Below are 25217 nucleotides of genomic sequence, written 5' to 3' on the forward strand. Positions count from 1 at the left end.
CGCCGACCAGCGGATCGTGTGACTGCGAACGGCCGGGGCGACCCGGCCGTTTCGCTGTCCGCGCGGACGACTCGACAGGCCGGCCCGTCGATCCGCCGGGACAGCCCGAGCGGAGCCCGGCGGCGCGTTCGGAAGCCCGGAAAGAAAAAGGGCCGCAGCGAACTGCGGCCCGAGTTTAGGGAGGAAACGCCCAAGAAGTGCGTTACGACAGCAGCAGCGCTGCATGTCGCAATGCACAATTTAGGGTCTTCGCCGGACAAATCAAGGGGAAAATGAATTCCTCTGGCAGAACAGCCACTTAGAACCCATTCGTGCCTAAGATATGTGCATTTAGCACTTCTTTTGTGCTGCGGCGCACAAGCCGCTGCCGAATCCGGCCCGGCGCGGCGTCCCGACTCGCGGGCCGGCGACTCGGTGCTTCGGGCTTGCCCCCGGCCGCCGCATGAGGGAAGCATGGCCATCCCGACACAGTTGGCCCTGCCATGTCTGAGCCCCTCGCCCTCATCGCCGATCTCGGCGGCACCAACGCCCGCTTTGCCCTGGCCGATTCCCAGGGCACGCGCGACACCAAGATCCTGCACGGGGCGGATTACCCGACCCTGGCCGATGCCGCCCATGCCTATCTCGGCATGGTCAAGCCGGCGGCGGCGCCCCGGCAGGCGGCGATCGACGTGGCCAGCCCGGTCACCGGCGACCAGGTGACCCTGACCAACGCCGCCTGGTCCTTCTCGATCTCGGCCCTGAAGCGGGATCTGGGACTGGAGCGGCTGGAGGTGATCAACGACTTCACCGCCGTCGCCCTGGCGGTGCCGTATCTGGACGAGGGCGACCGAACCTCGATCGGCGGTGGTGAGGCGGTGAGGGACGCGCCGATCGGCGTGCTCGGCCCCGGCACCGGCCTCGGCGTCTCCGGCCTGGTGCCCAGCGGCGCGCGCTGGTCGGCCCTGGCCGGCGAGGGCGGGCACGTGACGATGGCGGCGGCGACCGAGCGCGAGGCTGCGGTGCTGGACCGGCTGCGCCACCGCTACCAGCATGTGTCGGCCGAGCGGGTGCTGTCCGGCATGGGGCTGGTCAATCTCTACGAGACGCTGTCGCAGCTGGACGGCCTCGACCCGGTGCAGCGCGATGCCGCCGCCGTCAGCGAAGGCGCCAAGACCGGCGATCCGCATTGCGCCGAGGCGGTGGCGATGTTCGCCTCGATGCTCGGCACCGTCGCCGGCAACCTGGCGCTGACGCTGGGGTCGCGCGGCGGCGTCTACATCGCCGGCGGCATCGTGCCGAAGATGGGCGACCTGTTCGACGACGCGCTGTTCCGCCAGCGCTTCGAGGCCAAGGGCCGGCTGAGCAGCTTCGTCGTCGGCATCCCGACCTATCTCGTCACCCACCCGCTGCCGGCCTTCCTCGGGCTGCGCTCGGTGCTCCACCTCACCTGACCGCCGGGAGGCCCATGACGCTCGATCTCGACCGGCTGCGCGCCGACACGCCGGGCTGCGCCCGGGTGCTGCATCTCGACAATGCCGGCTCCGCCCTGCCGCCCGCCCCGGTGCTGGACGCGATGCTGGACCATCTGCGGCGGGAGGCGGAGATCGGCGGCTATGCCGCCGCGGCCGAGGCCGAGCCGCGGCTGGAGGGCGCCTATGCCTCGATCGCCCGGCTGATCGGCGCGCAGCCCGACGAGATCGCGATGATGGAGAACGCCACCCGCGCCTGGGACATGGTGTTCTACGGCCTGCCGTTCCGGCCGGGCGACCGGATCCTGACCGCCAAGGCCGAATACGCGTCCAACACCATCTCCTACCTGCAGGTGGCCCAGCGCACCGGCGCGGTGGTCGAGGTGGTGCCCGACGATGCCGGCGGCCAGCTCGACGTCGCGGCGCTGGAGCGGGCGGTGACGGCCACCGACCGCGGCCCGGCGCGGCTGATCGCGATCAGCCATATCCCGACCAATGGCGGGCTGGTGAATCCGGCGGCGGCGATCGGAAAGATCGCACGCGCGCATAGCATTCCCTATCTGCTCGATGCCTGCCAGTCGGTCGGCCAGATGCCGATCGATGTCGAGGCGATCGGCTGCGACATGCTGTCGGCCACCGCCCGCAAGTTCCTGCGCGGGCCGCGCGCGGTCGGCTTCCTCTATGTCCGGCGGTCGATGCTCGACCGGATCGACCCGCCCTTCCTCGATCTCTATTCGGCGGAGATGATGGCGCCCGACCGCTATGCGATGCGCCCGGATGCCCGCCGCTTCGAGAATTTCGAGCGCAACTTCGTGGGCATCGTCGGCATGGGCGCCGCGGTGGACTACGCCCTGGCCCTCGGCCTCGACGCCATCCGCGACCGCGCGCGGGCGCTGGCGAATCGGCTGCGCGACGGCCTGTCGGCCCTGTCCGGCGTGACCGTGCGCGACAAGGGCGCCGAGCGGTCGGCCATCGTCAGCTTCACCAAGGCGGATGAGCCGGCCGAGGCGCTGCACCAGCGGCTGCGCGCGGCCGGCATCAACACCAGCGTCACTCGCCGCCGTTCGACCATGTTCGACATGACCGACCGCGGCCTGGACGCGATGCTGCGGGCCTCGCCGCACTATTACAACAGCGAGGCCGAGATCGACCGGTTCCTGGCGGCGGTCGGCCGGGGCTGACAGCCGCCGCGCGGCCGCCCCCCTAGGAATCGGGGATATCGTCCGGGTTTCGCGTCGTCCATCCTGCCGCGCTATCGGGGCCGCGGCCCGGCAGCGACGCTCGGATGCGATCATGGTGGGACACGGCGAGGATCATCGGGAGAATGTCGTCACCATCAGTGGCACCCGCGCGCTTCTGGCCGTGCGTCTCTGCAACTTCGAGACCAGCCGGTCCTACCTGCTGCGTGAGCATATGAGCGCCCTGGACCACAGGGTGCGGCCCCTGCTGCACAGCCTGAAGGGCTCCTGGGTCGACCTCATCGGCTACGCCAGCCATCGCGGTTCGGAGGGCTTCAACCAGTCGCTGTCGGAGCAGCGCTGCCGCAGGGTCCAGGATTATCTCGCGGTGCTGGACGACGTGAAGTTCCAGATCGTCCAGGGCCTCGGCGAGTCGCGCAGCGGACCGGACGGGGAAGCGGACAATTCCGGCTGGTGGCGCGCCGTCGAGGTCTATGTCTACGGCACCAAGCCGCGCCCGGACGCGCCGGACGTGGATGTCTCCACCGAGTTCCGGATCCGGGTCCTCGGCGGGGCGTCCGGGGGGCTGTTGGGGTCCAACTTCGACGACTATACCTTCGAGATCGTCGACACGCGGCGGAACGTCGGGGCCAGGTTCCTGTATCTCGGCGCCGGGCTGGCGGTGCCCAACCCGCTGCCCAGCCTGCCGGTGTCGCAGACCAAGGCCGGCGACTTCACCCCGTTCCGCACCAGCGCCCCGGTGCGCCTGGCCGATTTCGACGGCGCCGCGCAGCTGTACCAGGATCCCGGCGCGACATTCGGGTCCTGGTCGGCCGAAGGAACCCTCCGCCTCTCGATCGAGAGCAACCGGCTGCCGCGGGCCGGGGCCAGGATCATTCCCTCCATCCTTCCGATTTCCGGCGGCTGGGGGCTGCAGTCGCCGTCGACCGGCTCGGTCTCCGCCGGCACGCTGCGGATGCAGGGCGCACCGACGCCGCGATGACGGGCAGGGCCGCCGCCCGGCATCGTCACTCGCCGATGAGATGCAGCACGATCTCCCGCCGGTGCGGCCGGCGGCGGTGCTCGAACAGGTAGATCCCCTGCCAGGTGCCGAGCACCGGCCGGCCCGACGCGACCGGGATCGACAGCTGCACCTGGGTCAGCGCGGTGCGGAGATGGGCCGGCATGTCGTCCGGCCCCTCGGCATCATGGATGTAGCCGTCGCCCTCGGGCGCGATCCGCTCGAAATAGGCTTCCAGGTCGGCCCGGACATCGGGATCGGCATTCTCCTGGATCAGCAGGGACGCCGAGGTGTGCCGGCAGAACACGGTCAGGAGGCCGGTGCCGATCCGCTGCGCCTCGACCCACCGCCGGATCTCCGCGGTGATCTCGACCAGGCCCTTGCCGCGGGTGGTGAGCTGGAGAGTGTGGAGGAACTGCTGCATAGAGCCGTCACCCGAACCGGTCAGCGTCCGGCCTCGATCAGCCGCACCCCGTACTGCCGGAACACCGGGTCGATCGTCATCAGTTCCAGCCCTTCCGCCTGCGACTGGGCGATCAGCATGCGGTCGAACGGATCGCGATGATGCAGCGGCAAGCTCCCGGCCTGCTGACCGTGAAACAGAGAGATCGGCAGCTTCGCGAACCCCTTCTCTTCCACCGCGGCCTCGATGTCCGCCGGTGCCGTCAGCTTTCCGAGTTGGCGCTTGATCGCGATCTCCCAGGTCGTCGCGGCGCTGACGAAGATCTGGTTCCGAGGTTCTCCGATCACCTCGCGCGCTGCGGGACCCAGCGCAGAATCGTCGGTCAACCACCACAGGAAGGCATGGGTGTCGAGCAGAACCGACCGCATCACCCGCCCTCGAAGAGATCCGCGATCTCCCGATCCGCCGCGTCGAAGCCGGGGCCGATGACGATCCGCCCTTCATAGCCGCCGGGCTGGCGCCGGGCTCCGGCATAGGGCACCAGCTCGACCCAAGGCTCGCCGGCCCGCGCGATCACCACCTGCTCGCCGGCCCGCGCCTTTTCCGCCAGCGACGACAGGTTGCTCTTGGCCTCATGCATGTTGACCCGGATCACGGCACACCTCCTTAGCCCGATTAGCTAAGATAGCATCGGTGCCTGCCGATGCCCAGAGCCGCCTTCCCGATCCTCGGCCGATCGGCGAGAATGGGCGCATGGGCGAGCCGATCGACGACTTCTATCCGCACGTACCGGTCTTCGACGGCTTCGCCCGGCTGACCGACGCCACGCTGTACCGGCCGCTGCCGGAGGATTGGGTGATCGGCCTGTCGGACGTCGTCGCCTCCACCGCCGCGATCCGGGCCGGCAAGTACAAGAGCGTCAACATCGCCGGCGCGGCGCTGATCGCCGCCGTGTCCAACGCGCTGGGCCAGCGCGACTATCCCTTCGCCTTCGGCGGCGACGGCGCCAGCTTCGCCCTGCCGCCGGCCGATGCCGACATCGCCCGCACCACCCTGGCCGCCACCGCCGCCTGGGTGCGGGACGAGCTGGGCCTGACCCTGCGCGTCGCCCTGGTGCCGATGTCGGCGATCCGCACCGCCGGCTGGGATGTGCGGATCGCCCGCTACGCCCCGTCGCCGGACGTGACCTATGCCATGTTCATGGGCGGCGGCCTGGCCTGGGCCGGGCAGGAGCTGAAGGCCGGCGCCTTCGCGGTCGAGCCGGCGCCGCCCGGCACGCGGCCCGACCTGTCCGGCCTGTTCTGCCGCTGGCAGGAGTTCCCGGCCCGGCACGGCGTGATCCTGTCGCTGATCGCCACCCCGACCGTGGCCGAGAGCGAGGCCCCGTTCCAGGAACTGGTCGGCGACATCCTGCGCATGACCGGGCGGGAGAGCGAGGCCCAGCATCCTCTGGCCGACCTGCGGAGCGGCATGGGCTGGCCGCCGCCGGGGCTGGACGCGGAGGCCCGGGCATCCCGCCGGTCCGGCCAGTCGCTGCTGTCGCGCAAGCTTCTGGTGGGGCTGAAGAGCCTGGCGTCCTGGGCGATCCTGCGCTTCCGCATCCCGGTCGGCCCGTTCCGGCCCGACCGCTATCTGGGCGAGCTGGTGGCCAATGCCGATTTCCGCAAATACGACGACGGGCTGCGGATGACGCTGGACTGCACGCCGGCGCTGGCGGACCGGCTGGAGGCACGGCTGCTGGCGGCCGAGCAGGCCGGCATCGCCCGCTTCGGCCTGCACCGGCAGGAGGCGGCGATCGTCACCTGCTACACCCCCTCGGCGATGCGCAGCGACCATGTCCATTTCGTCGACGGCGCCGCCGGCGGCTATGCCGCCGCCGCGGCCCGGCTGAAGCCGTCGTGACACCGGGCGCCGGCAATCTGTTCCACGCCTTGCGGCCGGATGCGGCGGAGGAGCAGGTCTCGACCCTGCTGGAGGAGGCGGGCTTCGTGCTGGAGCGCATCGTCTCCACCGGCCAGGCCAGCCCGCCCGGCTTCTGGTACGACCAGGACCGGGCGGAATGGGTGGTGCTGCTGCGCGGCTCCGCCGGGCTGGAGCTGGAGGGCGAGGCGGAACCCCGCACCCTGCGCCCCGGCGACTGGGTGCACATCCCGGCCCATGCCCGCCACCGCGTCGCCTGGACCGACCCGGACGAGCCCACCGTCTGGCTGGCGTTGCATCACGGGTGATACGCGACCCGAGAGGCTGTTTGGAAATGCGCTGGCGTGAGCCGGCTGGCGGCGGTTTCGAGAACCGGAGCGCAACGCACGTTTGGTGCGTGAGCACCGGAAGCGGAGAAACCGCCGCCAGCCGGCCTCGCCAGTAGCATTTACAGACGGCCTCTAAGCGATCAGCTCGAACCGGTCGACATCCACCAGCCCGCGATCGGTGATCTTGAGGTGGGGGATCACCGGCAGCGGCAGGAAGGCGAGCTGGATGAAGGGCTCCGGCAGCGGGCAGCCCATATCCTTCACCGCCCGGCGCAACGCCCGCAGGTCTTCCGCCACCCGCTCGAAGGGCTGCAGGCTCATCAGCCCGGCCAAGGGCAGGGCGATCTCGCCCGCGATCTGGCCGTTCCGCACTGCAACGAAGCCGCCCTGCAGCGCGATCAGCCGGTTCACCGCCACGGCCATGTCGGCATCGCTGTCGCCGACGACGCAGATGTTGTGGCTGTCATGCCCGACCGAGGAAGCCAGGGCACCGCCGCGGAAGCCGAAGCCGCGGACGAAGGCGCGGCCGATGTTGCGGTTCACCCCGTGCCGGGCGAGGACGCAGATCTTGAGGATGTCCTGCTCCGGATCCGGATGGCGGCAGCCGTCGCGCCAGGGCAAGGTCGCTACCAGCGCCTCGGTGATGATCTTGCCGGGGATCAGCCCGATCACCGGGCCGGTCGGGCTCGCGGTCGGGACGCGGAAATCCTCCGCCGCCACCGGGTCGAGCCTGACCGAGCCGAGGCCGACCGGGGCCGGCGCGGCCCGCCCCGCGAAGATCTCCGGCCCGACCACACGCCCGGCGCTGATTACCTGCGACACGGCGCAGGCTTCGAGATCGTCGAGCAGCACCAGGTCGGCGCGGCGGCCGGGCGCGACCAGGCCGCGATCGCGCAGGCCGAAGCCCTGGGCGGCCGACCAGGTGGCGGCGCGGTAGACATGCGCCACCGGCGCGCCCTGGCGGATCGCCGAGCGGATCAGATGATCGAGATGCCCTTCCTCGGCGATATCGAGCGGGTTGCGGTCGTCGGTGCACAGGCCGAGCAGCGGCGAGGTCTCGGCCGAGATGATCGGCGCCAAAGCGTGCACATCCTTGCTGACCGACCCGTCGCGGATCAGGATCTGCATGCCCTTGCGCAGCTTCTCCAGCGCCTCCTCCGGCCCCGTCGTCTCGTGGCAGTTGCGGATGCCGCAGGCGAGATAGGCGTTCAGCGGCTTGCCGCGCAGCAGCGGCGAATGGCCGTCGATATGGCCGTCCTGGAAGGCGGCCAGCTTCTCCAGCACCGCCTCGTCCTTGGCCAGCAGGCCGGGAAAGTTCATGAACTCGGCCAGGCCGATCACCTTGGGATGGCCGCGGTGGCGCACCAGCTCGGCGGCATCCAGCCGCGCGCCGGCGGTCTCGAGCTCGGTCGCCGGCACGCAGGAGGAGAGCTGGACCCGCAGGTCCATCGCGGTGCCCAGCGCTCCGTCGAGGAAGTAGCGCAGCCCTGCCTCGCCCAGCACGTTGCAGATCTCGTGCGGGTCGCAGATCGCCGTGGTGGTGCCGCGCGGCAGCACGCAGCGGTCGAACTCCGCCGGCGTCACCAGGGTCGATTCGCAATGCACATGAGTGTCGATGAAGCCGGGCACCACGACCTTGCCGCGGCCGTCGATCTCGACCGCGCCGCTGTAATCGTCGCAGGTGCCGACGATGCGGTCGCCGCAGACCGCCACGTCGCCGTCCAACAGCGCGCCGCTGATCACGTCGAGGGTGCGCGCGCCCTTGATCACCAGATCGGCAGGCGCGTGGCCCAGGGCCTGGTCGATTCGCGTCCTCAGTTCCGCCGTGCCGCTCATGCCTGTCCTCTCCAACCGGGGGAACAGCCTAGCAGGATCGATGGCGACCGTGCCCTCCCCAGAAATAGATAGAATTTTAGGATAATTATTAATACCGTCCGCCACGGCGACACCGGCGCCGGTTTTGGACTATCACCTGATCGGGGGCCGTCAAGCCCCAGGGATGATCGGGAGACGGTGGGGAATGGAGAAGTTTCTGGGCTCGGTCCGCTCGATCGTCCTGCTCGCGATCCTCGGCTTCCTGCTGTTCTTCGGCACGGCGGGGTGGCTGGGCAAGCAGTTCCTGGCCGACAACGCCCGCACGCAGGGCTGGGTCGACCACACCAACCTCGTGATCACCACGATCTATGAGGCGCGGCTGAGCATCGCCCGGGCCCAGGCCCTGAGCCGCAGCTTTGTCATCACCGGCAACCAGCAGGACGCCGCGGTCGCGGAGGACAGCGCCCGGCTGGCCACCGACAAGCTGCTGGACCTGCGCGGCATGACCACCGACAACCCGGCGCAGGTGCAGCGCTTCGACGATGCCGCGGCCATCGCCGAGCAGATCCTGGTCACCAATGACCGGATCATCGCCGCGGTCCGGCACGGTGATCTCGACGGCGCCGGCACCATCGTCAAGGATGCCGTCGACCAGGCGCCGGCCTTCCGCGCCAGGATCGACGAGGCCGTGCAGGCCGAGAAGGCGCTGCTGGCGGAGCGCCAGGCCGCCACCGCGGCGACGCTGCAGCGGATCATCTGGCTGCTGGCCGGCGTCGCCGGACTGGCGGCCCTGTGCGGGCTGCTGGCCGCCTGGGCGATGTCGCGCCAGGTGCGCACCGATCAGCAGCGCTACCGCGAGCTGGAGCGGGCGAAGCAGGAGAGCGACGCCAGCGCCCGGGCGCTGGCGGAGAACCGGGCGCAGCTGCAGGCGGTGCTGGACAGCGCCCGCGACCCGATCCTGGTGGTCGGCCAGGACGGCGTGGTCGAGCTGGCCAACCTTGCCTGCGGCGAGGCCTTCGGCGTGGCCGGCGGCGAGCTGACCGGCACCGACATCTCCGAGCTGGTGCCGGCCCTGGCCGGCGGCGCCCATCCGGCCGGCGAGATCACGGTGACGCGGCGCGACGGCAGCAGCTTCCCGGCCGAGATCTCGACCGGCGTGTTCGAGCGCGACGGCCGCAGCGTCTCGGTCTGCATCCTGCGCGACATGACCGAGCGGCACCGGCTGGACCAGCTGAAGAACGAGTTCGTGTCGACGGTGAGCCACGAGCTGCGCACGCCGCTGACCTCGATCCGCGGCTCGCTGGGCCTGATCGTGGCCGGGGCGGCGGGCGCGCTGCCGGACAAGGCCAGGTCGCTCTTGGAGATCGCGCACAAGAACAGCGAACGGCTGGTCGGGCTGGTCAACGACATCCTGGACATCGAGAAGATCGAATCCGGCCGCATGGAGTTCCGCCACGACCGGCTGGAGGCCGGGGCGCTGGTCGAGCAGGCGGTCGAGGCCAACCAGGCCTATGCGGCCCAGCACGAGGTCGAGTACCGGATCGCGGCCCGGCCGGACACGCCGCTGCCGGTGCAGGGCGATGCCGACCGGCTGATCCAGGTGCTGACCAACCTGCTGTCCAACGCCGCCAAGTTCTCGCCGGCCGGCAGCACCATCGAGGTGGCCGTGGAAACCGTCGGCCGCCAGGCCCGGATCAGCGTGCGCGACCGCGGCGCCGGCATCCCCGAGGAATTCCGCAGCCGGATCTTCCAGCGCTTCGCCCAGGCCGATGCCAGTGATGTGCGGCGCAAGGGCGGCACCGGCCTGGGCCTGTCGATCGCCAAGGCGATCGTCGAGCGCCATGGCGGCCGCATCGGCTTCGAGCCGGCGGAGGGCGGCGGCACCTGCTTCTGGTTCACCCTGCCGCTGCTGGCCGAGGCGCAGGAGACGGCCGCCATGCCCGGCGACGCCCGGCGCCAGGTGCTGATCTGCGAGGATGACGCCGATGTCGCGACCCTGCTGGGCCTGATGATCGAGCAGGATGGCTGGCGGGTCGACTTCGCCCGCGACGCCGAGACGGCGCTGGAGAAGGCGCGCACCGGCCGGTACGACGCGATGACCGTCGACCTGCTGCTGCCGGGCATGGACGGGATCACGCTGATCCGCCAGCTGCGGGCCGATCCGGCGACGGCGGACCTGCCGATCGTCGTCGTCTCCGCCACCGCGCAGGACGGCAAGCGCGAGCTGAACGGCGACGCCTTCAACATCGTCGACTGGCTGGACAAGCCGATCGAGCAGCTGCGGCTGCGCGCGGCGCTGCGCCAGGCGGGCTTGCGCAGCCGCAACGGCCGCGCCTGCATCCTGCATGTCGAGGACGATGACGACGTGATCGAGGTGGTCGGCGCCATCGTCCGCGACGAGGCGGAGATCGTGCCGGCGCGGTCGCTGCAGGAGGGCCGCGAGAAGCTGGCGGAGCGGCGCTTCGACCTGGTCATCATCGATGTCGGACTGCCCGACGGCTCCGGCCTCGACCTCCTCGAGACGATCAACGCCCGCACGCCGCGGGAGCCGGTGCTGATCTTCTCCGCCCAGGATTCCAGCGCCTCCTACGCCAGCGCGGTCTCCGCCTCGCTGGTCAAGAGCCGCACCGACAACGAGCAGCTGCACCAGACCATCACCGACCTGATCAACGGCCTGATCCAGGACAAGCAAGGGGCCCCCCGCTATGGCCGATGAGGCGCTGACCCGCATCCTCTATGTCGAGGACGATGCCGACATCCGATCGGTCGCCGGCTTCGCGCTGGAGGCTGTCGGCGGCTTCGTCCTGGCCGCCTGCGCCTCGGGCGAGGAGGCGCTGGCCCAGGCCCCCGGCTTCGCGCCGCAGCTGCTGCTGCTCGATGTCATGATGCCGGGCATGGACGGGCCGGAGACGCTGGCGGCGCTGCGCGAGCTGCCGGGCACCGCCGGGACGCCGGCCGTGTTCATGACGGCCAAGGTGCAGCCGCAGGAGGTGGCGCGCTACCGCGCCCTCGGCGCCATCGACGTCATCTCCAAGCCGTTCGACCCGATGACGCTGTCCGACGAGATCCGCGTCATCTGGGCCCGGCGAAACGGCTGAGCCATGCTTGACGAAGATCTCCGGCCTTCTCGTCTTGTCATCACCAGGCTTGACCCGGTGATCCAGGGGCCACCGAAAGCCGCTCTTGCCGCCCTGGATGCCCGGGTCAAGCCCCGGCATGACAGAAAGGGGGAATGCCCCGACGGGCTGGGACGGGGAGCAGGACGATGACCCAAGACGCTCTCCAGGCGCATCTCGACCGGCTGCGGGCCAAGTTCGCGGCCGAGCTGCCGCAGAAGCTGGCCGAGGCCGAGACCCTGCTGGCGGCGCTGCGGGCCGGCGACGGCGAGGCGCTGACGGGGCTGCGCTTCGTCGCGCACCGGCTGAACGGCACCGGCGGCACCATGGGCTTTGTCGCGCTGTCGCAGGCTGCGGCCGAGCTGGAGGCGCGGCTGGACGCCTGCCTCAAGGCCGGCGGCGCCGGACCGCATGATGTCACGGCGATCGCGGAAGGGCTGGCGGCCGTGAAGGCCGCCGCCTGAACCGGCGTGGAGCCTGACCTTAAAGCCGCCGGGGCGGATCTAAGGTCAGGCCGTCTCGATCACCTCGATCTCGGCGGTGATCTCGGCCACCTTGCCGAGCATGATCGAGGCCGAGCAGTACTTTTCCTTCGACAGCGCCACGGCGCGCTCGACCTTGGCGCGGTCCAGGCCGCGGCCGGAGACGATGTAGCGCAGATGGATCCGGGTGAAGACCTTCGGATCGGTCTCGGCGCGCTCGGCCTCGACCTCGACCCGGCAGTCGGCCACCGGCTCGCGCCCCCGCTCCAGGATCATCACCACGTCGAAGGCGGTGCAGCCGCCGAGGCCGAGCAGCAGCATCTCCATCGGCCGGACGCCGAGGTTGCGCCCGCCGCTCTCCGGCGCGCCGTCCATGACCACGGCATGGCCGCTGCCGGATTCGCCGACGAAGGTGCGGCCTTCGACCCAGGTGATGCGGGCTTTCATCTGATCTGCTCCAGGAACCGATTCGAACCGGCACCCTAGCAGGGGGCCGGAGGATCGTCAGCCGGGCGGCATCGGCGCGGCCTCGGCCGGCCGTTCGGCGATCTCCAGCACCAGCTTGCGCACCACCGCCTCGGCGAAGCGGGCATCGGCGTCGGCGGTGATGACGAAGGCGCCGGGCCCGCCGATCACCTGGTCGCGGAAGAAATCCTCCAGCGACCCTCCGCCCCATCCTGGCCGGCCGCTGCGCGACAGCACGGCCAGGCCGTTGATGGTGATGCCGGCGGCCAGCGCCTCCGCCCGCACCTCCGGCAGCGGCCGGCCGCCGCGCTGGCCAGCATCGGCCGAGACGTCGATGACCTTGCGCAGCCCCTGATGGCCGTTGCCCTCGATCAGCTGCTTCGACAGGTCGATGGCGTTGCTGATCGAATTCCAGCCGACGGCGCGCCGCGGCGCCGCCGCCAGGGCCGCGCCGAAGGCAGCGGCGCTGTCCGGCCCGTCGATCACGGTCCAGTCGACGATGACATGCTGCGAGTCCGCGCCGCCCCATTCGACGAAGGCGACCGCGATCCGCCCGGTGATGCCGCCGCGGATCGCCTGCTGCACCCGCGGGTCCGCCAGGGCCTTGGCGTAGCCTTCGCGCTGCAGCCGCAGCTCCTCGTCGTCGATCGAGCCGGAGCCGTCGGTGGCGAAGACCAGCTCGACATCGACGTCGAATTCCTGCGCCGCGGCGGGGGCCGCGCACAGCGCCAGGGTCAGGGCGAGACCGCGATGCAGCACCGGCGCCTCCCGCTTCGATTGGAGGCGATCAGCATCCCGGCAGGTTTCCCCTCTGTCAAACGCCCGCGGGCCGCACCCCGAATCCGGGCTTTGCATTGCCGCCACTTTGCAGTATGGTCCGCGCCGCTTCGGGTCCTTGGGCCCGAGTCCACGGCCTGCACTCGTAGCTCAGCTGGATAGAGCGCCGCCCTCCGGAGGCGGAGGTCACAGGTTCGAATCCTGTCGAGTGCGCCATCCCCCCTCAGACATCTCGCTGCATCCGCCCCACGGTCGCCATGCCGGCGGGAACCCGAGTCTCGGCGCGCCCATTGCCCAGGCATGACGAAGTGCCGCGACCCGCTCGACTGGACCGTCCTTCCCACCGGACACGGCACCGGATCGGTGGCCTGCGGCGATTTCCGCGGCTGGTATGCCCGGAACGCCCAGGGCCGGGTGCAGATCACCTGGACGGACGGGCCGGATGAGGAGAGGTCCTCGGAGGTCTACCGCGCCGCAACCGCGGCCTGCGAACAGGCCGATGACGGCCGCCAGACCAGCAAGGCGGGCCGCGTCGATGCCGGAGGCTAGCCATGGCGATGGGCCGCAAGGCGTCCGACTGGACCGTCGAGCATACCGGCACCGAAGGCACGGTGGCCTGCGCCGAGTATCTGGGCCGCTTCCGTGTCGATCGCGACGGTGCCGTCCGGATCACATGGTCGCCGCCGCCGGGACCCGCGGTGGATCGCGGGACGATCAGCCGGGCCGCCCAGGAAGCCATCGAGGCCGCGATCCGCCCGCGGGCCTAGCCCACGCCCCGTCGCATCGTAGGGGTGTCGCCACCCCTTCCCCATATGTCGGACATGTGTCGCAATCCCCGGCAGCGCCAGGGGACAAACGGCGCTGAGGGCCCGGCCCGGATCTCTCCCCACCATGGTCCGGGCCGGGCTTGCCCGCGTGCCGGCACAGCATCCTCGATGCATCATATGACGTGGCGGCCTCCGCCGGGCGCGGCCATGCTCCGACTCGTCCGCTTGTCGCCCACAGGCAGGCGGGCCGGGCGTGGCCGCTGATCCGGCCGGCTGCGCCCTTCGGCCGGCAGGTCCGGGCCCGCTGCGCACAAAGCTCTCCAGCGGGTTGTGGTGCCGGCCGAGGCGCCGGCGGCGAGGGTCTGGGGATTGAGAAGCCCCTCCCGCCGGCGCCGTCACCGGATCATGACCGTCCGAGGGTCACCGATGCTGACTTCCATCCGACGCCTGCTGCGACGCCTGACAACCGCCCTGCGGCACCACCCTGACGATCGGAGCGTGGCTGAGGGCGCCATGCCGGCAGGGCCGGCGGCGGAGGGCGTCGCCTGGAACCACCTCACGGCGACGCTGCGGGCCAACCGCCACTCGGAGAATCCGGCCGATCATCCCTAGCTGCGCTTGCCGTCAGGTCGGGCGCCGGCGCTCAATTCTTCGAATTCGGAATGATGATGCGCCGGATGTCGTCGGCGCTCCGCCCATTGTCGTTGCGGTTCCGGTTCCGGTCCCCGTCGTCGTTCCGCCCTCTGTTCCCGTTGCCGTCGATCCCGAACAGGCGGCGGGCCCGCTGCTCGGCGTCGCCGTCGGATCTCGATCGCCGCCGGTCGCGGTACCGGTCGTCATCATCCCGGTCCCGATGGCGATAGCGGTACCGGTCGCGATCACGATCATAGTCGCGATACCGGTATCGGTACCGGTCGCGATCATAGCTGCGGTAATAGTAATCGTCGTCGTCGTACCAACCGGAATAGCCGTTGCCGTAGTAGCCGTCGTAATAGCCGGGTCCCGTCTGGCAGGACGCCACCAGCGGGGCCGAGGCCGCGATGGCGACCGCCACAAGCCCTGTCCGGAACAAACCTCTGCCGTGCTCCACGACGCTCTCCCTCGTCGCCCATCCGAGTTGCGGATGGTCATAGGACTCTATGTCGAAATGCGGGCACGCCAAGGGACCCCGCTCGGACCCGGGCAAAGCGGTGCCGGGCGGCAAAGTTGCCCTGCGGGCCCGCTGACCCATTCGGGTGATCCCGCCGGCAGGCAGGGTCTGGCATAATGGCATGGCATTCGAGACACGCTTTTCGCCGATTTTTCACGATTTGAGGTGACGATTGGAAATGGCGGGCGACGCCACGGCAGGCGCCCCGCCCATCCCGCCCCGCAACCGGCGGGGCCATGTGCGGCCGGTGCCGCCTGCGGCCGGAACCGCACCCTTCACCACCGCAGGCTTCGGGGGAGACATCCATGTCCGGCAGCTGGAGCCTGAATGTCGAGATCGACCGCTCGACCGGCACCTTCAACGTCCTGATCGACTATCACATCGACGCGTATATCGACCCGGAGACGTCGGAATATTTCGGCGACACCTCCTGGTCGGCCGATTACGCGCTGGCCGGCGGCGGCTCGGTCGGAGGAGGATCCGGCTTCGGGGCGGAGAGTGCCCTGGCCTATCTCGGCCTCGGGCTGCTGTCCGGGGACTTCGTCCTCAACTTCAGCGCGATGAACACCTTCAGCGCCGAGAGCATCGCGGCCGCCTGGAACGTGTTCAGCGTCTACGACGCCACCACGCCGCAGACGGTCGCCGGCAGCGTCATCGACGACATCATCATCGGCGGCGACGGCACCGACATGCTGCGCGGCCTCGACGGGGCCGACCTGATCGATGCCGGGGCCGGCGACGACATCGTCGACGGCGGTGCCGGCGACGACCGGCTGAACGGCCTCGACGGCGACGACATCCTGATCGGCGGGACCGGCGACGACATCCTGACGGTCGATTCCGCGGGCGACATCGTGATCGAGCGGGCCGGCCAGGGCTATGACCGGGTGATCGCCCTGGCCAGCACCGTCCTGGCCGACAATGTCGAGGAGCTGACCCTCTTCGGCCTGGGCGCCATGAACGGCACCGGCAATGCCGGCAACAACCGGATCTTCGGCAGTGACGGCGCCAATGTCCTGACCGGCGGCGACGGCAACGACATCCTGAACGGAAATGGCGGCGATGACGTGCTGCGCGGCGGGCAAGGGGCCGACGAGCTCGCGGGGCGGGACAACGGCACCGCGCTGGGCGACACGGCGACCTACAGCGACAGCAGCGTCGGCATCGTCGCCAACCTCGCCACCGGCGTGGGTTCCGGCGGCGCGGCCCAGGGCGATACCTATATCGAGGTCGAGAACATCGACGGCAGCCAGGGGAATGACGACCTGACCGGGAGCACCGGGGCCAATATCCTGCGCGGCCTGGACGGCAACGACGTGCTCCGCGGTGGGGCCGGGGGCGACACGCTGGACGGCGGCGCCGGCATCGACACCGTCAGCTACTACACCAGCGGCTCCGGGGTCTCGGTCAGCCTGGCCACGGGCGCCGGCAGCGGCGGCACCGCCCAGGGCGACGTCCTGACCGGCATCGAGGCGCTGTCGGGCAGCCAGGGCAACGACACCCTCACCGGCGACGATGGCGCCAACACGCTGCAGGGCTGGAACGGCGCCGACATCCTCACCGGCGGCAACGGCAAGGACACGCTGACCGGAGGGGCCGGCGCCGACCGCTTCGCCTATGGCGCCGCGGCGCAGAGCACGGTCGGCGCCGATGCCGACCGGATCACCGATTTCAGCCACGCCCAGGGCGATCGCGTCGACCTGGCCGCGATCGATGCCAACACTGCGCTCGCCGGCAACCAGGCCTTCAGCTTCATCGGCACCGGCCTCTATACCGGCGTCGCCGGCCAATTGCGCTATGCCGTCAGCAACGGCGTCACCACCATCGCCGGCGACGTCAACGGCGACAAGGTGTCGGACTTCCACATCCAGCTGACGGGGAGCATCGCCCTGGTGGCCGGCGACTTCGTGCTCTGATCCGGCCCCGAACCGACCGAGGCGGCCGGGTCAGGCGGCGTGGCGGGGGCCGGGCCTTCGTGAAGGCTACGTGCCGACCAGAGCTTTGAGACGGCGCATGTTTTCCGGGTAGTTGATAACATAGGCGCCAAACGCATGCGTCATCGACGTGCCTTCGTCTATCCAGCTCTTCAAATCCCATCCCAGATCAAGCAGGTCGGAGGCGGCGAATACGAACTCCAGCGTATCGGTGATGAACGCGAATTCTGTGAAGTGCTCCTGATAGTCGAATGATGCCTGGCTGCCGTGCACATAGTGATTGCGGGCCAAAACGGCGTGATTGCACGGCAGATACAGGCCTGGGAACTTGTCGCCGACCGCCGCGATGACCTTGTCAGCCCGGTGATGGGCCTTGTCGCGAAGACTGGCCGTGCCGACACGCCCCAAGGCCGAGAGTACGGACTGCTTGGCGAAGCTGTCCGGCAGGGTCGCGAATATCTTGCGGCATTGCTCCGCCGCCGCCTTCAGCAGCGCATCGGGCTCCTTCTTCTTCGGCGCACGGCTCTCCGGCAGCAGATCGAACATGTTGGCGGCGCCGACGATGCGGTTGATGCCGTAGCGCCCGAAAAACGCCATCGCAAAACGTTCCCGGGGATCGCCCATGATCGCGGCGCTGTCCATCCAGCCTGCTGCCACCTTGGCAAACTCCTCGGGACGTCGATCCGGGGCCAGGAGAATGTCCGCCAGATGCGTTTTTGAGTTATCCTCGACACGCTCGTTGCACAGACTCCAGTACAATCGAGCTGTCTGGTGCAGGTCGTGTTCGTGGTCCTTCGTGCGGTGCGTGAGCTCCAGCTCAATCCAGCGATAGCGCTGCCGGTGCCCTAGGCTGAGCTCGAAAAGGCCGTGCAAAGTATACAGCGCGCGGATGGCGGCGTTGAGCGTCTTGGGCTCGACGAATTCGATGTTGGCTGTCACTTCGTTGTCAATGCCGATTCCGGCCGCAGTTCCCACGCCGTGAGAGGTGCGGTTTGTCAGCGAGATCCTTCCGAGCTTGGTATCAGACGAGATGATCTCCCACACGCCGCTGAAATACAGCAAGTGCGGATGCTCGCCGATCTCCGGTTCGAAGGGGCGTTTCGGCCAACCATGCTTCTCGGCGATCTTCTCCGCTCGCTTGTGGTCCTCCTCCAGCAACCTGCGCACGTCGTCGGGATCTGGTCTGAGAGACTGGAAGGTCTCGTGTCCGCTCAGCAGGCTGGCGACGTTTTCAAAGTGGTAACGAACCGCCCGGATGACAGGTTCGTTGGAGCGGATGAACTCTTCCCCGACGACAACATAGTTCGGGAAGAACGTGCTCTCGAATTGCGTGTTCTCATCGAAGCGGTGCCGCGTTTGACCGTGGAGCACGCAATCCAGAAGCGACGCTTTCCTGCCGTCGCCTAACATACCGTGGATGTCTGTGTATTCGGTTTCGGGGCGCGCCCAAAAGCTCTTTCCAATGAGCTTCACGAGGCTGTCAGCGCCCGCGATACTCAGGTGCCCGACGAATTGGCTGTCGCTTGAAAGGAAAACACCGTTGTACTGATCCTGCGTCTGCATAGGAAAAAGTATCAAGCACACGCGTGCGCAAGCAAGGTGGCTCTGAGAGGCTGTATCGGCACGGAGAAGGCATAGGCGTTTTCCACCTCCCGGCCAGCCCGATCCCAACTTAGTCCACCCGCTCCCGCCACCATGATCGCCCTGTTGCCGGTTGCAGAGGCGAGCGCCTTCAGTAGCCCTTCGCACGAGCCTTCACGCAGGCTTCATCCCTTGCCGACAACCCCCGCCCGCTGGAGCAACGTGGACGATCTGACGCACCGGCGCGCCGGCTCTGCGCGGCTTGGCGCGTGCATCTTTCGCCATACGGATCCACGCGACGCGCCTATCACTGTTCTGCCAACGCGGACCCCGCTGTCGCCCAATCCACCGGGCGGAAGGCCCATCCGTACCCGACTGTCTGGGTTCAGCCAGCCTTCGATTGGGCCGGCATCCAGACCGCGACCATGCTCCTGCGAGACCCGATCAGGAAAATCACGGCATGCTAACAAGCTATGCGGTGAGCGGCGACGTCAACGGCGACAAGGTGTCGGACTTCCACATCCAGCTGACCGGCGGCATCGCCCTGGTGGCCGGCGACTTCATCCTCTGATCCGGCGGCCGGGTCAGGCGGCGTGGCGCGGGGCCGCCGCGCCGAACAGCCCGGCCACCACCTCCTCGGCGATGGCGAAGCCGGTGCTCATGCCCGTGCCGCTGGTGACCTGGACCACCCGGGTCGCCTCGTCCGGCGCCTCGGCGAAGGCCTCGGCCGGGCCGGAGGGATAGATGCCGACCCAGCGCTCGGTCACCACCGGAAGCGGCACCTCCAGCAGCTCGGCCATGTGGTGCAGGATCAGCCCCTCGACCGCCTGCGGCGCGAAGGGGTCGGGCGAGTCGTCGTAATGGTGGGAATCGCCGACCACCAGCGACCCGTCGGCCGACTGCACCACGATCAGGTGGATGCCGTTGGCCAGCGTCTCCGGCACCTCGGCCGCCAGCCGGGCCTTCAGCGGCGCCGCCTCCGGCAGGTCGGCGAAGCCGTGATAGCGGCCGAGGCTGAGGTCGCCCATCACCGCCGCCGGCAGCCGCCAGCCCGGCGCCGCCAGCCGCAGCATCTGCAGCTTGCACAGGGTGGTGCGACGGCGGGCCATGATCTCGGGAAACAGCGATTTCAGGTCCGGTCCCGGGCAGACCACGATCCGGTCGGCCAGGATCGCGCCCTCGCCGGTCTCGACCCGCGGCGCCTGCACGGCGCGGACCTGGAGGCCGCGGCGGAAGGTGACGCCATGCGCCGATTCCAGCCAGGCGGCCAGGCGCGGGATCGCCTCGCGCGGCTCGATCCGCAGCTCATGCGGGCTCCACAGCCCGGCGCGCAGCCCGTCGGACCGCGCCATCGGCAGCCTTGCCGACATGCCGGCGGCCGGCAGCAGGGTGCAGTCCTCGCCCATCTCGGTGCGGGCGAAGGCCTCCAGCACGCCCTGCCCTTCCGGGGTCCGGGCCAGCATCCCGGTGCCGCGATGCAGCACCGGGATGCCGGCCTGGGGCGCCACCTCGGCCCAGACGTCGCGGCTGCGCATCGCCCGGCGCCAGGTCGGCCCGGCCGACTGGCCGCTGACGGTGACGAAGCCGAAATTGCGGATCGAGGCGCCGATGGCACGCGCCTCGCGGTCGATCACCACCACCCGATGGCCCTGCCGCGCCGCGGCCAGGGCGTGGGCGAGGCCGAGGATGCCGGCGCCGACGACGGCAAGATCGTAGTGGCTCACGGCACGTCCCCCGCCGTGATGCGGGCCTGGATCCGGTCCAGCGCGGCCGGGACGTCGGCGATGCCGTCCACCACCTCATGCGCGCCGGCGGCCTGCAGCCGGTCGGTCGCGATCCGGCGCAGCTCCGCCTGCCTGCCGACCGGCAGGGAAGCCCATTCCGCCTCGGTCAGCCCGACCTCGTTGCCGGTGACGGCCAGCGCGATGGTCCACATGCCGGCGTTCAGCCCCTCGCCGACATCGACCACGGTGTCGCCGATCTTGACCGCCGCCTGGACCGGATGGATGTCGAGCTCGATCAGCGCTTTCAGCGCCATCGCCGGGCCGGGGCGGCCGGACGGGGTCTCGCCGGCGCAGACGATCACCTCCGGCGCATAGCCCTGCCGGGCCGCCTCCGGGATCACCACCTCCATCACCGGGCGCGGGAAGCCGGTGGTGGTACCGATGCGGATGCCGCGGGCCTTCAGCGCCGCCATGACCTCCACCGTGCCGGGGATCAGCACCGCATGCCGCCGCACCGCCGCGATCTGCAGCGGCAGGAACCGCTCATAAAGGTCGTCGACATCGGCGATCACCGGCGCCCGGCCCTGCGCCCGCTCCCACGCCGCCGCGACCTGCGGCATGTCCAGCAATGCCCGGATGTGGTCCCATTTGGCCATGCCCATCGGCAGCCGGGCGGTGGCCAGCGGCACCGCGACGCCCATGGCGGCGAAGGCCTCGACCAGCGAGGTGATCGGCGCCTGGCAGCCGAAATCGACCGTGGTGCCGGCCCAGTCGAAGATCGCGGCCCGGATCGGGCCGTCATAGCGGCGGCGTGGAATGAAGCTCATGGCGCGCTCCCCGACATCGTGGATGGCGGCAGGAAACCAGAGCATCTAATATTGATCCAATTCATATTCTCCATATGGAGCATTGATGAGCTCAACACTTTCCGTGCAGCTGCGCGCCTTTCACGCGGTGGCGGCGGAGGGCAGCTTCACCAAGGCGGCACGGGCGATCGGCGTGTCGCAATCGACCCTGTCGATCGAGGTCAAGGCGCTGGAGCAGCGTTACGGCGTGCAGCTGTTCCGCCGCTCCGGCCGCACCATCGAGCTGACCCTGCTGGGCGCCGAGCTGATGACCTGCACCAACCGGGTCTTCGCCGCGCAGGACGAGGCGGTGGAGCTGCTGCAGGGCACCAGCCGGGTGCCGACCGGCACGCTGCGCCTGGGCGCGGACGGGCCGTTCCACGCCATGCCGCTGATCGCCGCCTTCACCGCCCGGCATGACGGGGCGCGGGTGCGGATGACGGTCGGCAACGCCCAGCGGGTGCTGGCCGACCTGGTCGACATCCGCCTGGACGTGGCGGTGCTGGCGCGGGTGCCGGGCGGCCCGCAGCTGCACGCCCTGCCGCTGTGGCACGACCCGGTGCATGTGCTGCTGCCGCGCGCCCACCCGCTGGCCCGGATGCGGGTGGTGCCGGCGCATCTGATCGCGCGCGAGCGGCTGGTGATGCGCGAGGCCGGGTCGATGACGCGGGAGACGGTGGAGCGCGCCTTCGCCGCGGTCGACCTGCCGCTCGAGCCCTGGATGGAGGTGGAGGGGCGGGAGGCGTCGCGCGAGGCGATCGCCGCCGGCCTCGGCATCGGCTTCATGTCGGCGGGCGAGCTGACGCCGGATCCGCGCTTCGTCAGCCGGCCGATCGGCGGCTGCCGGGTGGAGATGGACGAATATGTGGTGTGCCTGCGCGAACGGCAGCGCCTGGCCATCGTCCGCGCCTTCCTCGACATCGCCGCCGAGGCCAGCCGGGCGCGGCGCGAGGCCACGCCCGGGTAGGGTCAGCCCTGCTGGCTGAAATCCGGCGGCGGGGTGCTGAAATCGACCAGCGGCCGCACCTCGACGAAGCCGATCCGGGCCAGCGGGTGCCCGGCGGCGACCTCGGCCGCCTCGTCCAGGTCGCGCGCCTCGATCACGACGAAGCCGCCCAGGATCTCCTTGGTCTCCATGAACGGACCGTCCACCGCCGAAATCCTGCCCTCGCGCACCTTCACGGTGCGGGCGCCGTCCGGCAGCTCCAGCGCCTCGCCGGCGACGAAATGACCGTTGGCCTTGAGCACCTCGTCATGGGTCGAGCATTTCTCCAGCACCGCCTGGGCCTCGGCGCCGCCGCCGAACAGGGTCTGCGGATCGTAGTAGATCAGGCAGGCACAGCGCATGAGGGGCTCCTTCTGCTTGCGCCGTGAATGCCCCTTATCGCCGGCCAGCGGCCGGATTCGACAGGCCTGCGAAATTTTCTAGGCCAGGTGGCAGGCCACCCTGTGGCCGGTCTCCAATTCCCGCATCTCCGGCACCTCGGCGCGGCAGCGGTCGGTCGCCAGCGGGCAGCGGGTGTGGAAGCGGCAGCCGGCCGGCGGGCCGGCCGGGCTGGGCAGCTCACCCTTCAGCACCGTGCGGTCGCGCGGCGCGTCCGGGTCGATCGCCGGGATCGCCGACAGGAGTGCGCGGGTATAGGGGTGCAGCGGGCGGTCGAACAGCGCGTCGCGGTGGGCCGTCTCGACGATCACCCCGAGATACATCACCGCGATCTCGTCGCAGAGATGCTCGACCACCGCCAGATCGTGCGAGATGAACAGGAAGGTGACGCCCCGCTGCTCCTTCAGGTCGGCGAACAGGTTGATGATCTGCGCCTGGATCGAGACGTCGAGGGCCGAGACCGGCTCGTCCGCCACGATCAGCTCCGGCTTCAGCGCCAGGGCGCGGGCGATGCCGATGCGCTGGCGCTGGCCGCCGGAGAATTCATGCGGGTAGCGGGAATACTGGTAGGGCGCCAGGCCGCAGATGCGCATCACCTCCAGCACCGCGTCGCGCAGCTCGGCCCGGCGGACCAGGCCGTGGGCCAGGAGAGCCTCGCCGATCGCGTCGCCGACCCGGACCCGCGGGTTGAGCGAGCCGTAGGGGTCCTGGAACACCAGCTGCATCCTGGGCCGCAGCGCCCGCCGGCCGCGGCGGCCGATGGCGTTGATGTCGCGGCCGTCGAACCGCACGGTGCCCGCGGTCGGCTGGTACAGCCCCAGAACGGTGCGGCCGAGCGTCGACTTGCCGCTGCCGGATTCGCCGACCAGGCCGAAGCTGGTGCCGCGGCGGATGCGGAGATCGACCCCGTCGACGGCGCGGACATGGCCGGTGACCTGGCCGAACACCCCGTCGCGGATCGGGAAATGGGTCTTGAGGCCCTCGACCTCGAGCAGCGGGATCTCGCTCATATTGTCCCCGCTTGCGCCAGGAAGCAGGCGGCGCGGTGCGGCGCGCCAGCGGGCTCCAGCTCCGGGATGCCGGTGCGGCACACATCCGCCGCGGCGAAGCAGCGGTCGGCGAAGGCGCACCAGCCGGGCAGATGCGCCGGGCTGGGCACCTGGCCGGGGATCGAGGGCAGCCGGCGCTGGCGGCGGCCGGGCACCGGGCGCGAGGCCAGCAGGCCGCGGGTATACGGATGCTTCGGCCGCAGCAGGATATCGCGCACCGGCCCGGTCTCGACCACCCGGCCGGCATACATCACCACCACCCGGTCGGCGAGCTCCGCCACCATGCCGAGATCGTGGGTGATCAGCATCAGCGCCGTGCCCTGCTCGCGCTTCAGCCGGCCCAGCAGCTCCAGGATCTGGGCCTGGATGGTGACGTCCAGCGCGGTGGTCGGCTCGTCCGCGATCAGCAGCTTCGGGCCGCAGCTCAGCGCGATCGCGATCATCACCCGCTGCAGCATGCCGCCCGACAGCTGGTGCGGATAGCCCTCGACGATCTTGTCCGCCCGGGCGATGCCGACCCGGGCGAGGAGCGCGATCGCCTCCTCCCAGGCCGGCTTCGGCGCCATGCCGCGATGCTCGACCAGCGGCTCGACGATCTGCTCGCCGATGGTCAGCACCGGGTTCAGAGCGCTCATCGGCTCCTGGAAGATCATGGCGATCTCGTTGCCGCGCAGTCCGCGCATCGCCTCCGGCTTCAGCGCCAGCAGGTCGCGGCCGCGATAAAGGATGCGGCCGCCCGCGACCTTCCCGGCCGGGCGCGGCAGCAGGCCCATCAGCGACAGGGCGGTGACGCTCTTGCCGCAGCCGGATTCGCCGACCACGCCGACCGTCTCGCCCTCGGCGATGCCGAAGCTGACGCCGGTCACCGCCCGGGCCGTGCCCTCCTCGGTGCGGAACTGGACCGACAGGTCCTGGAATTCGACGAGGTGTTGCACGTGAAACTACCGCTTCATCTTCGGGTCGAGCGTGTCGCGCAGCCCATCGCCGAGGATGTTGATGGCGACCACGGTCAGGAAGATCGCGACGCCGGGCGGCACCCACAGCCAGGGCCGGCGCTGGAAGTCGACGAAGCTGTTGGCGGTGTCCATCATGTTGCCCCAGGACGGGGTGGGCGGCACCACGCCGAGGCCGAGATAGCTGAGATAGGCCTCGTTCAAGATCGCGTCGGCGACGCCGACGGTGGCGACCACGATCAGGATCGGCACGGTGTTCGGCAGCAGGTGGTGGAACAGCCGGCGGTGCAGCGGCAGGCCCAGCACCTCGGTCGCCACCATGAAGTCGCGCTCGCGCAGCGACAGGATCTGCGACCGCACCAGCCGGGCGACGCGGATCCAGTTCGGCAGGCTCAGCATGACCACGACCAGGTAGATCCGCTGGTCCGGCGGCACCTTCAGCTCCGACAGCACGGCGCCGAGGATGATCAGGAGCGGCAGGGTCGGGATCGTCATGACGATGTCGGCGGCGCGCATGATCACGGCGTCGACCAGCCCGCCGAGATAGCCTGCCACCGCGCCGGCGATGTAGCCGACCACCACCGACAGCAGCACCGACGCCAGGCCCACGGTCAGCGAGATCCGGCCGGCGGCCATCAGCCGGGCCAGGATGTCGCGGCCGAGGAAATCGGTGCCCAGCCAGTGCCGCAGGCTGGGCGGCCGGTTGGGGCTGAGCGCGTCGGTCGCGTTCAGGTCCCACGGGCTGATCCAGGGCCCGACGACGCAGATCAGCACGATCAGCAGCAGCACCGCGGCGGCCGTCATGGTGATGCGGTTGCGCCGCAGCCGCCACAGCGCGTCGCCGAGCGGCGAGCGGGTGACGGCGAGGCGGCC

The 25217-nt window shown here is 70.0% G+C and carries 26 protein-coding genes and 1 tRNA gene; 13 read left to right on the top strand and 14 right to left on the bottom strand.

All coding sequences use genetic code 11. The features are described from left to right. Positions 1-482 precede the first annotated feature (482 nt). From glk to P409_RS03420, 3 genes are all read left to right on the top strand, one after another. Positions 483-1433 (top strand): glucokinase, encoded by a 951-nt coding sequence (gene glk / locus P409_RS03410; RefSeq protein ID WP_034831715.1) that lies wholly within the window; start codon positions 483-485, stop codon positions 1431-1433. Positions 1434-1447: 14 nt separating this feature from the next. Beyond that, positions 1448-2632, top strand: coding sequence for an aminotransferase class V-fold PLP-dependent enzyme (locus tag P409_RS03415; protein WP_034831717.1), 1185 nt, complete (start codon positions 1448-1450; stop codon positions 2630-2632). 112 nt (positions 2633-2744) lie between these two features. After that, a complete protein-coding gene (locus P409_RS03420; RefSeq protein WP_034831720.1) occupies positions 2745-3632 on the top strand; it encodes an OmpA family protein in 888 nt (295 codons plus the stop codon). A gap of 25 nt (positions 3633-3657) precedes the next feature. Here the strand turns inward: P409_RS03420 and P409_RS03425 are convergent, their stop codons facing one another. From P409_RS03425 to P409_RS03435, 3 genes are read right to left on the bottom strand one after another with little or no spacing between them, the layout of a single operon-like run. Next, a complete protein-coding gene (locus P409_RS03425; RefSeq protein ID WP_034831722.1) occupies positions 3658-4074 on the bottom strand; it encodes a secondary thiamine-phosphate synthase enzyme YjbQ in 417 nt (138 codons plus the stop codon). A 20-nt stretch (positions 4075-4094) separates the two neighbouring features. Next, on the bottom strand, positions 4095-4481 hold the full coding sequence (locus P409_RS03430) for a type II toxin-antitoxin system VapC family toxin (protein WP_034831723.1): 387 nt from the start codon (positions 4479-4481) through the stop codon (positions 4095-4097). Then, a complete protein-coding gene (locus P409_RS03435; protein ID WP_238578586.1) occupies positions 4481-4708 on the bottom strand; it encodes a type II toxin-antitoxin system Phd/YefM family antitoxin in 228 nt (75 codons plus the stop codon). The genes P409_RS03430 and P409_RS03435 overlap by 1 nt, the downstream gene beginning before the upstream one ends. 98 nt (positions 4709-4806) lie before the next feature. Between P409_RS03435 and P409_RS03440 the strand changes: the two genes are divergently transcribed. Together P409_RS03440 and P409_RS03445 are read left to right on the top strand one after the other, a co-directional pair. Further along, the gene (locus P409_RS03440; RefSeq protein WP_034831724.1) at positions 4807-5955 is read left to right on the top strand and encodes a DUF3095 domain-containing protein; all 1149 of its coding nucleotides are present in this window, start codon (positions 4807-4809) and stop codon (positions 5953-5955) included. Then, the gene (locus tag P409_RS03445) at positions 5952-6281 is read left to right on the top strand and encodes a cupin domain-containing protein (RefSeq protein ID WP_034831725.1); all 330 of its coding nucleotides are present in this window, start codon (positions 5952-5954) and stop codon (positions 6279-6281) included. The genes P409_RS03440 and P409_RS03445 overlap by 4 nt, the downstream gene beginning before the upstream one ends. Positions 6282-6434: 153 nt before the next feature. Here P409_RS03445 and ade read toward each other — a convergent pair whose 3' ends face one another. Next, positions 6435-8138, bottom strand: coding sequence for an adenine deaminase (gene ade, locus P409_RS03450; protein ID WP_034831726.1), 1704 nt, complete (start codon positions 8136-8138; stop codon positions 6435-6437). A 184-nt stretch (positions 8139-8322) separates the two neighbouring features. On the opposite strand from ade, the gene P409_RS03455 reads away from it, so the two are divergent. From P409_RS03455 to P409_RS03465, 3 genes are all read left to right on the top strand, one after another. Further along, positions 8323-10833: a response regulator gene (locus tag P409_RS03455; RefSeq protein ID WP_052119985.1), complete on the top strand. Its 2511-nt coding sequence runs from the start codon at positions 8323-8325 to the stop codon at positions 10831-10833. Then, positions 10823-11215, top strand: a complete 393-nt coding sequence (locus P409_RS03460) for a response regulator (RefSeq protein WP_034831727.1) — start codon at positions 10823-10825, stop codon at positions 11213-11215. The genes P409_RS03455 and P409_RS03460 overlap by 11 nt, the downstream gene beginning before the upstream one ends. Positions 11216-11382: 167 nt before the next feature. Next, positions 11383-11697 (top strand): Hpt domain-containing protein, encoded by a 315-nt coding sequence (locus P409_RS03465; RefSeq protein WP_034831728.1) that lies wholly within the window; start codon positions 11383-11385, stop codon positions 11695-11697. Positions 11698-11742: 45 nt separating this feature from the next. On the opposite strand, the gene P409_RS03470 is transcribed toward P409_RS03465, so the two are convergent. Beyond that, positions 11743-12162 (bottom strand): OsmC family protein, encoded by a 420-nt coding sequence (locus tag P409_RS03470; RefSeq protein WP_034831729.1) that lies wholly within the window; start codon positions 12160-12162, stop codon positions 11743-11745. 57 nt (positions 12163-12219) lie between these two features. After that, complete coding sequence (locus tag P409_RS03475) at positions 12220-12939, bottom strand: DUF1194 domain-containing protein (RefSeq protein WP_034831730.1); 720 nt, start codon at positions 12937-12939, stop codon at positions 12220-12222. A 157-nt stretch (positions 12940-13096) separates the two neighbouring features. Here P409_RS03475 and P409_RS03480 point away from each other — a divergent pair. From P409_RS03480 to P409_RS03490, 3 genes are all read left to right on the top strand, one after another. Next, a tRNA-Arg gene (locus tag P409_RS03480) sits at positions 13097-13173 on the top strand. Between the two features lie 84 nt (positions 13174-13257). Beyond that, positions 13258-13506, top strand: a complete 249-nt coding sequence (locus tag P409_RS03485) for a hypothetical protein (RefSeq protein WP_034831731.1) — start codon at positions 13258-13260, stop codon at positions 13504-13506. A gap of 2 nt (positions 13507-13508) precedes the next feature. Beyond that, entirely contained in the window at positions 13509-13724 is a 216-nt protein-coding gene (locus P409_RS03490) for a hypothetical protein (RefSeq protein WP_034831732.1), read from the top strand. A 643-nt stretch (positions 13725-14367) separates the two neighbouring features. Here the strand turns inward: P409_RS03490 and P409_RS40025 are convergent. Further along, entirely contained in the window at positions 14368-14778 is a 411-nt protein-coding gene (locus P409_RS40025; RefSeq protein ID WP_034831733.1) for a hypothetical protein, read from the bottom strand. A gap of 401 nt (positions 14779-15179) precedes the next feature. On the opposite strand from P409_RS40025, the gene P409_RS36010 reads away from it, so the two are divergent. Further along, positions 15180-16790, top strand: coding sequence for a calcium-binding protein (locus P409_RS36010; RefSeq protein ID WP_052119986.1), 1611 nt, complete (start codon positions 15180-15182; stop codon positions 16788-16790). Positions 16791-16856: 66 nt separating this feature from the next. Here the strand turns inward: P409_RS36010 and P409_RS03505 are convergent, their stop codons facing one another. The 3 genes from P409_RS03505 to phnX form a co-directional block, all read right to left on the bottom strand. Beyond that, a complete protein-coding gene (locus tag P409_RS03505; RefSeq protein WP_034831734.1) occupies positions 16857-18371 on the bottom strand; it encodes an ApeA N-terminal domain 1-containing protein in 1515 nt (504 codons plus the stop codon). 602 nt (positions 18372-18973) lie between these two features. Further along, on the bottom strand, positions 18974-20113 hold the full coding sequence (locus tag P409_RS03510; RefSeq protein WP_034831735.1) for a TIGR03364 family FAD-dependent oxidoreductase: 1140 nt from the start codon (positions 20111-20113) through the stop codon (positions 18974-18976). Then, positions 20110-20940, bottom strand: coding sequence for a phosphonoacetaldehyde hydrolase (gene phnX, locus P409_RS03515; RefSeq protein ID WP_034831743.1), 831 nt, complete (start codon positions 20938-20940; stop codon positions 20110-20112). Before phnX ends, P409_RS03510 begins: the two co-directional genes overlap by 4 nt. Before the next feature lie 85 nt (positions 20941-21025). Between phnX and P409_RS03520 the strand changes: the two genes are divergently transcribed. Then, complete coding sequence (locus P409_RS03520; protein WP_034831736.1) at positions 21026-21925, top strand: LysR substrate-binding domain-containing protein; 900 nt, start codon at positions 21026-21028, stop codon at positions 21923-21925. Positions 21926-21927: 2 nt separating this feature from the next. Here the strand turns inward: P409_RS03520 and P409_RS03525 are convergent, their stop codons facing one another. The 4 genes from P409_RS03525 to P409_RS03540 form a co-directional block, all read right to left on the bottom strand. Then, entirely contained in the window at positions 21928-22305 is a 378-nt protein-coding gene (locus P409_RS03525; protein WP_034831737.1) for a YciI family protein, read from the bottom strand. A 78-nt stretch (positions 22306-22383) separates the two neighbouring features. Further along, on the bottom strand, positions 22384-23352 hold the full coding sequence (locus P409_RS03530) for an ABC transporter ATP-binding protein (protein WP_034831738.1): 969 nt from the start codon (positions 23350-23352) through the stop codon (positions 22384-22386). Beyond that, positions 23349-24326 carry an ABC transporter ATP-binding protein gene (locus P409_RS03535; RefSeq protein ID WP_034831739.1) on the bottom strand — a complete coding sequence of 326 codons (978 nt, stop codon included), beginning with the start codon at positions 24324-24326 and terminating at the stop codon, positions 23349-23351. The genes P409_RS03530 and P409_RS03535 overlap by 4 nt, the downstream gene beginning before the upstream one ends. Before the next feature lie 6 nt (positions 24327-24332). Then, positions 24333-25217, bottom strand: an 885-nt coding sequence (locus tag P409_RS03540; RefSeq protein ID WP_052119988.1) for an ABC transporter permease, incomplete at its 5' end; no start/stop codon positions are given.

The organism is Inquilinus limosus MP06 (assembly GCF_000767795.1).
Classification (GTDB): Bacteria; Pseudomonadota; Alphaproteobacteria; order DSM-16000; family Inquilinaceae; genus Inquilinus; species Inquilinus limosus_E.

What these genes read in the sequence shown, in the direction of transcription:
- P409_RS03420 (WP_034831720.1), top strand. Translation starts at nt 2,745, where the DNA reads ATGGTGGGACACGGCGAGGATCATCGGGAGAATGTCGTCACCATCAGT.
- P409_RS03415 (WP_034831717.1), top strand. Translation starts at nt 1,448, where the DNA reads ATGACGCTCGATCTCGACCGGCTGCGCGCCGACACGCCGGGCTGCGCC.
- P409_RS03430 (WP_034831723.1), bottom strand. Translation starts at nt 4,481, where the DNA reads ATGCGGTCGGTTCTGCTCGACACCCATGCCTTCCTGTGGTGGTTGACC.
- P409_RS03485 (WP_034831731.1), top strand. Translation starts at nt 13,258, where the DNA reads ATGACGAAGTGCCGCGACCCGCTCGACTGGACCGTCCTTCCCACCGGA.
- P409_RS03530 (WP_034831738.1), bottom strand. Translation starts at nt 23,352, where the DNA reads ATGAGCGAGATCCCGCTGCTCGAGGTCGAGGGCCTCAAGACCCATTTC.
- P409_RS03455 (WP_052119985.1), top strand. Translation starts at nt 8,323, where the DNA reads ATGGAGAAGTTTCTGGGCTCGGTCCGCTCGATCGTCCTGCTCGCGATC.
- P409_RS03490 (WP_034831732.1), top strand. Translation starts at nt 13,509, where the DNA reads ATGGCGATGGGCCGCAAGGCGTCCGACTGGACCGTCGAGCATACCGGC.
- P409_RS03460 (WP_034831727.1), top strand. Translation starts at nt 10,823, where the DNA reads ATGGCCGATGAGGCGCTGACCCGCATCCTCTATGTCGAGGACGATGCC.
- P409_RS03465 (WP_034831728.1), top strand. Translation starts at nt 11,383, where the DNA reads ATGACCCAAGACGCTCTCCAGGCGCATCTCGACCGGCTGCGGGCCAAG.
- phnX (WP_034831743.1), bottom strand. Translation starts at nt 20,940, where the DNA reads ATGAGCTTCATTCCACGCCGCCGCTATGACGGCCCGATCCGGGCCGCG.
- P409_RS03470 (WP_034831729.1), bottom strand. Translation starts at nt 12,162, where the DNA reads ATGAAAGCCCGCATCACCTGGGTCGAAGGCCGCACCTTCGTCGGCGAA.
- P409_RS03505 (WP_034831734.1), bottom strand. Translation starts at nt 18,371, where the DNA reads ATGCAGACGCAGGATCAGTACAACGGTGTTTTCCTTTCAAGCGACAGC.
- P409_RS03520 (WP_034831736.1), top strand. Translation starts at nt 21,026, where the DNA reads ATGAGCTCAACACTTTCCGTGCAGCTGCGCGCCTTTCACGCGGTGGCG.
- P409_RS36010 (WP_052119986.1), top strand. Translation starts at nt 15,180, where the DNA reads ATGTCCGGCAGCTGGAGCCTGAATGTCGAGATCGACCGCTCGACCGGC.
- ade (WP_034831726.1), bottom strand. Translation starts at nt 8,138, where the DNA reads ATGAGCGGCACGGCGGAACTGAGGACGCGAATCGACCAGGCCCTGGGC.
- P409_RS03425 (WP_034831722.1), bottom strand. Translation starts at nt 4,074, where the DNA reads ATGCAGCAGTTCCTCCACACTCTCCAGCTCACCACCCGCGGCAAGGGC.
- P409_RS03440 (WP_034831724.1), top strand. Translation starts at nt 4,807, where the DNA reads ATGGGCGAGCCGATCGACGACTTCTATCCGCACGTACCGGTCTTCGAC.
- P409_RS03525 (WP_034831737.1), bottom strand. Translation starts at nt 22,305, where the DNA reads ATGCGCTGTGCCTGCCTGATCTACTACGATCCGCAGACCCTGTTCGGC.
- glk (WP_034831715.1), top strand. Translation starts at nt 483, where the DNA reads ATGTCTGAGCCCCTCGCCCTCATCGCCGATCTCGGCGGCACCAACGCC.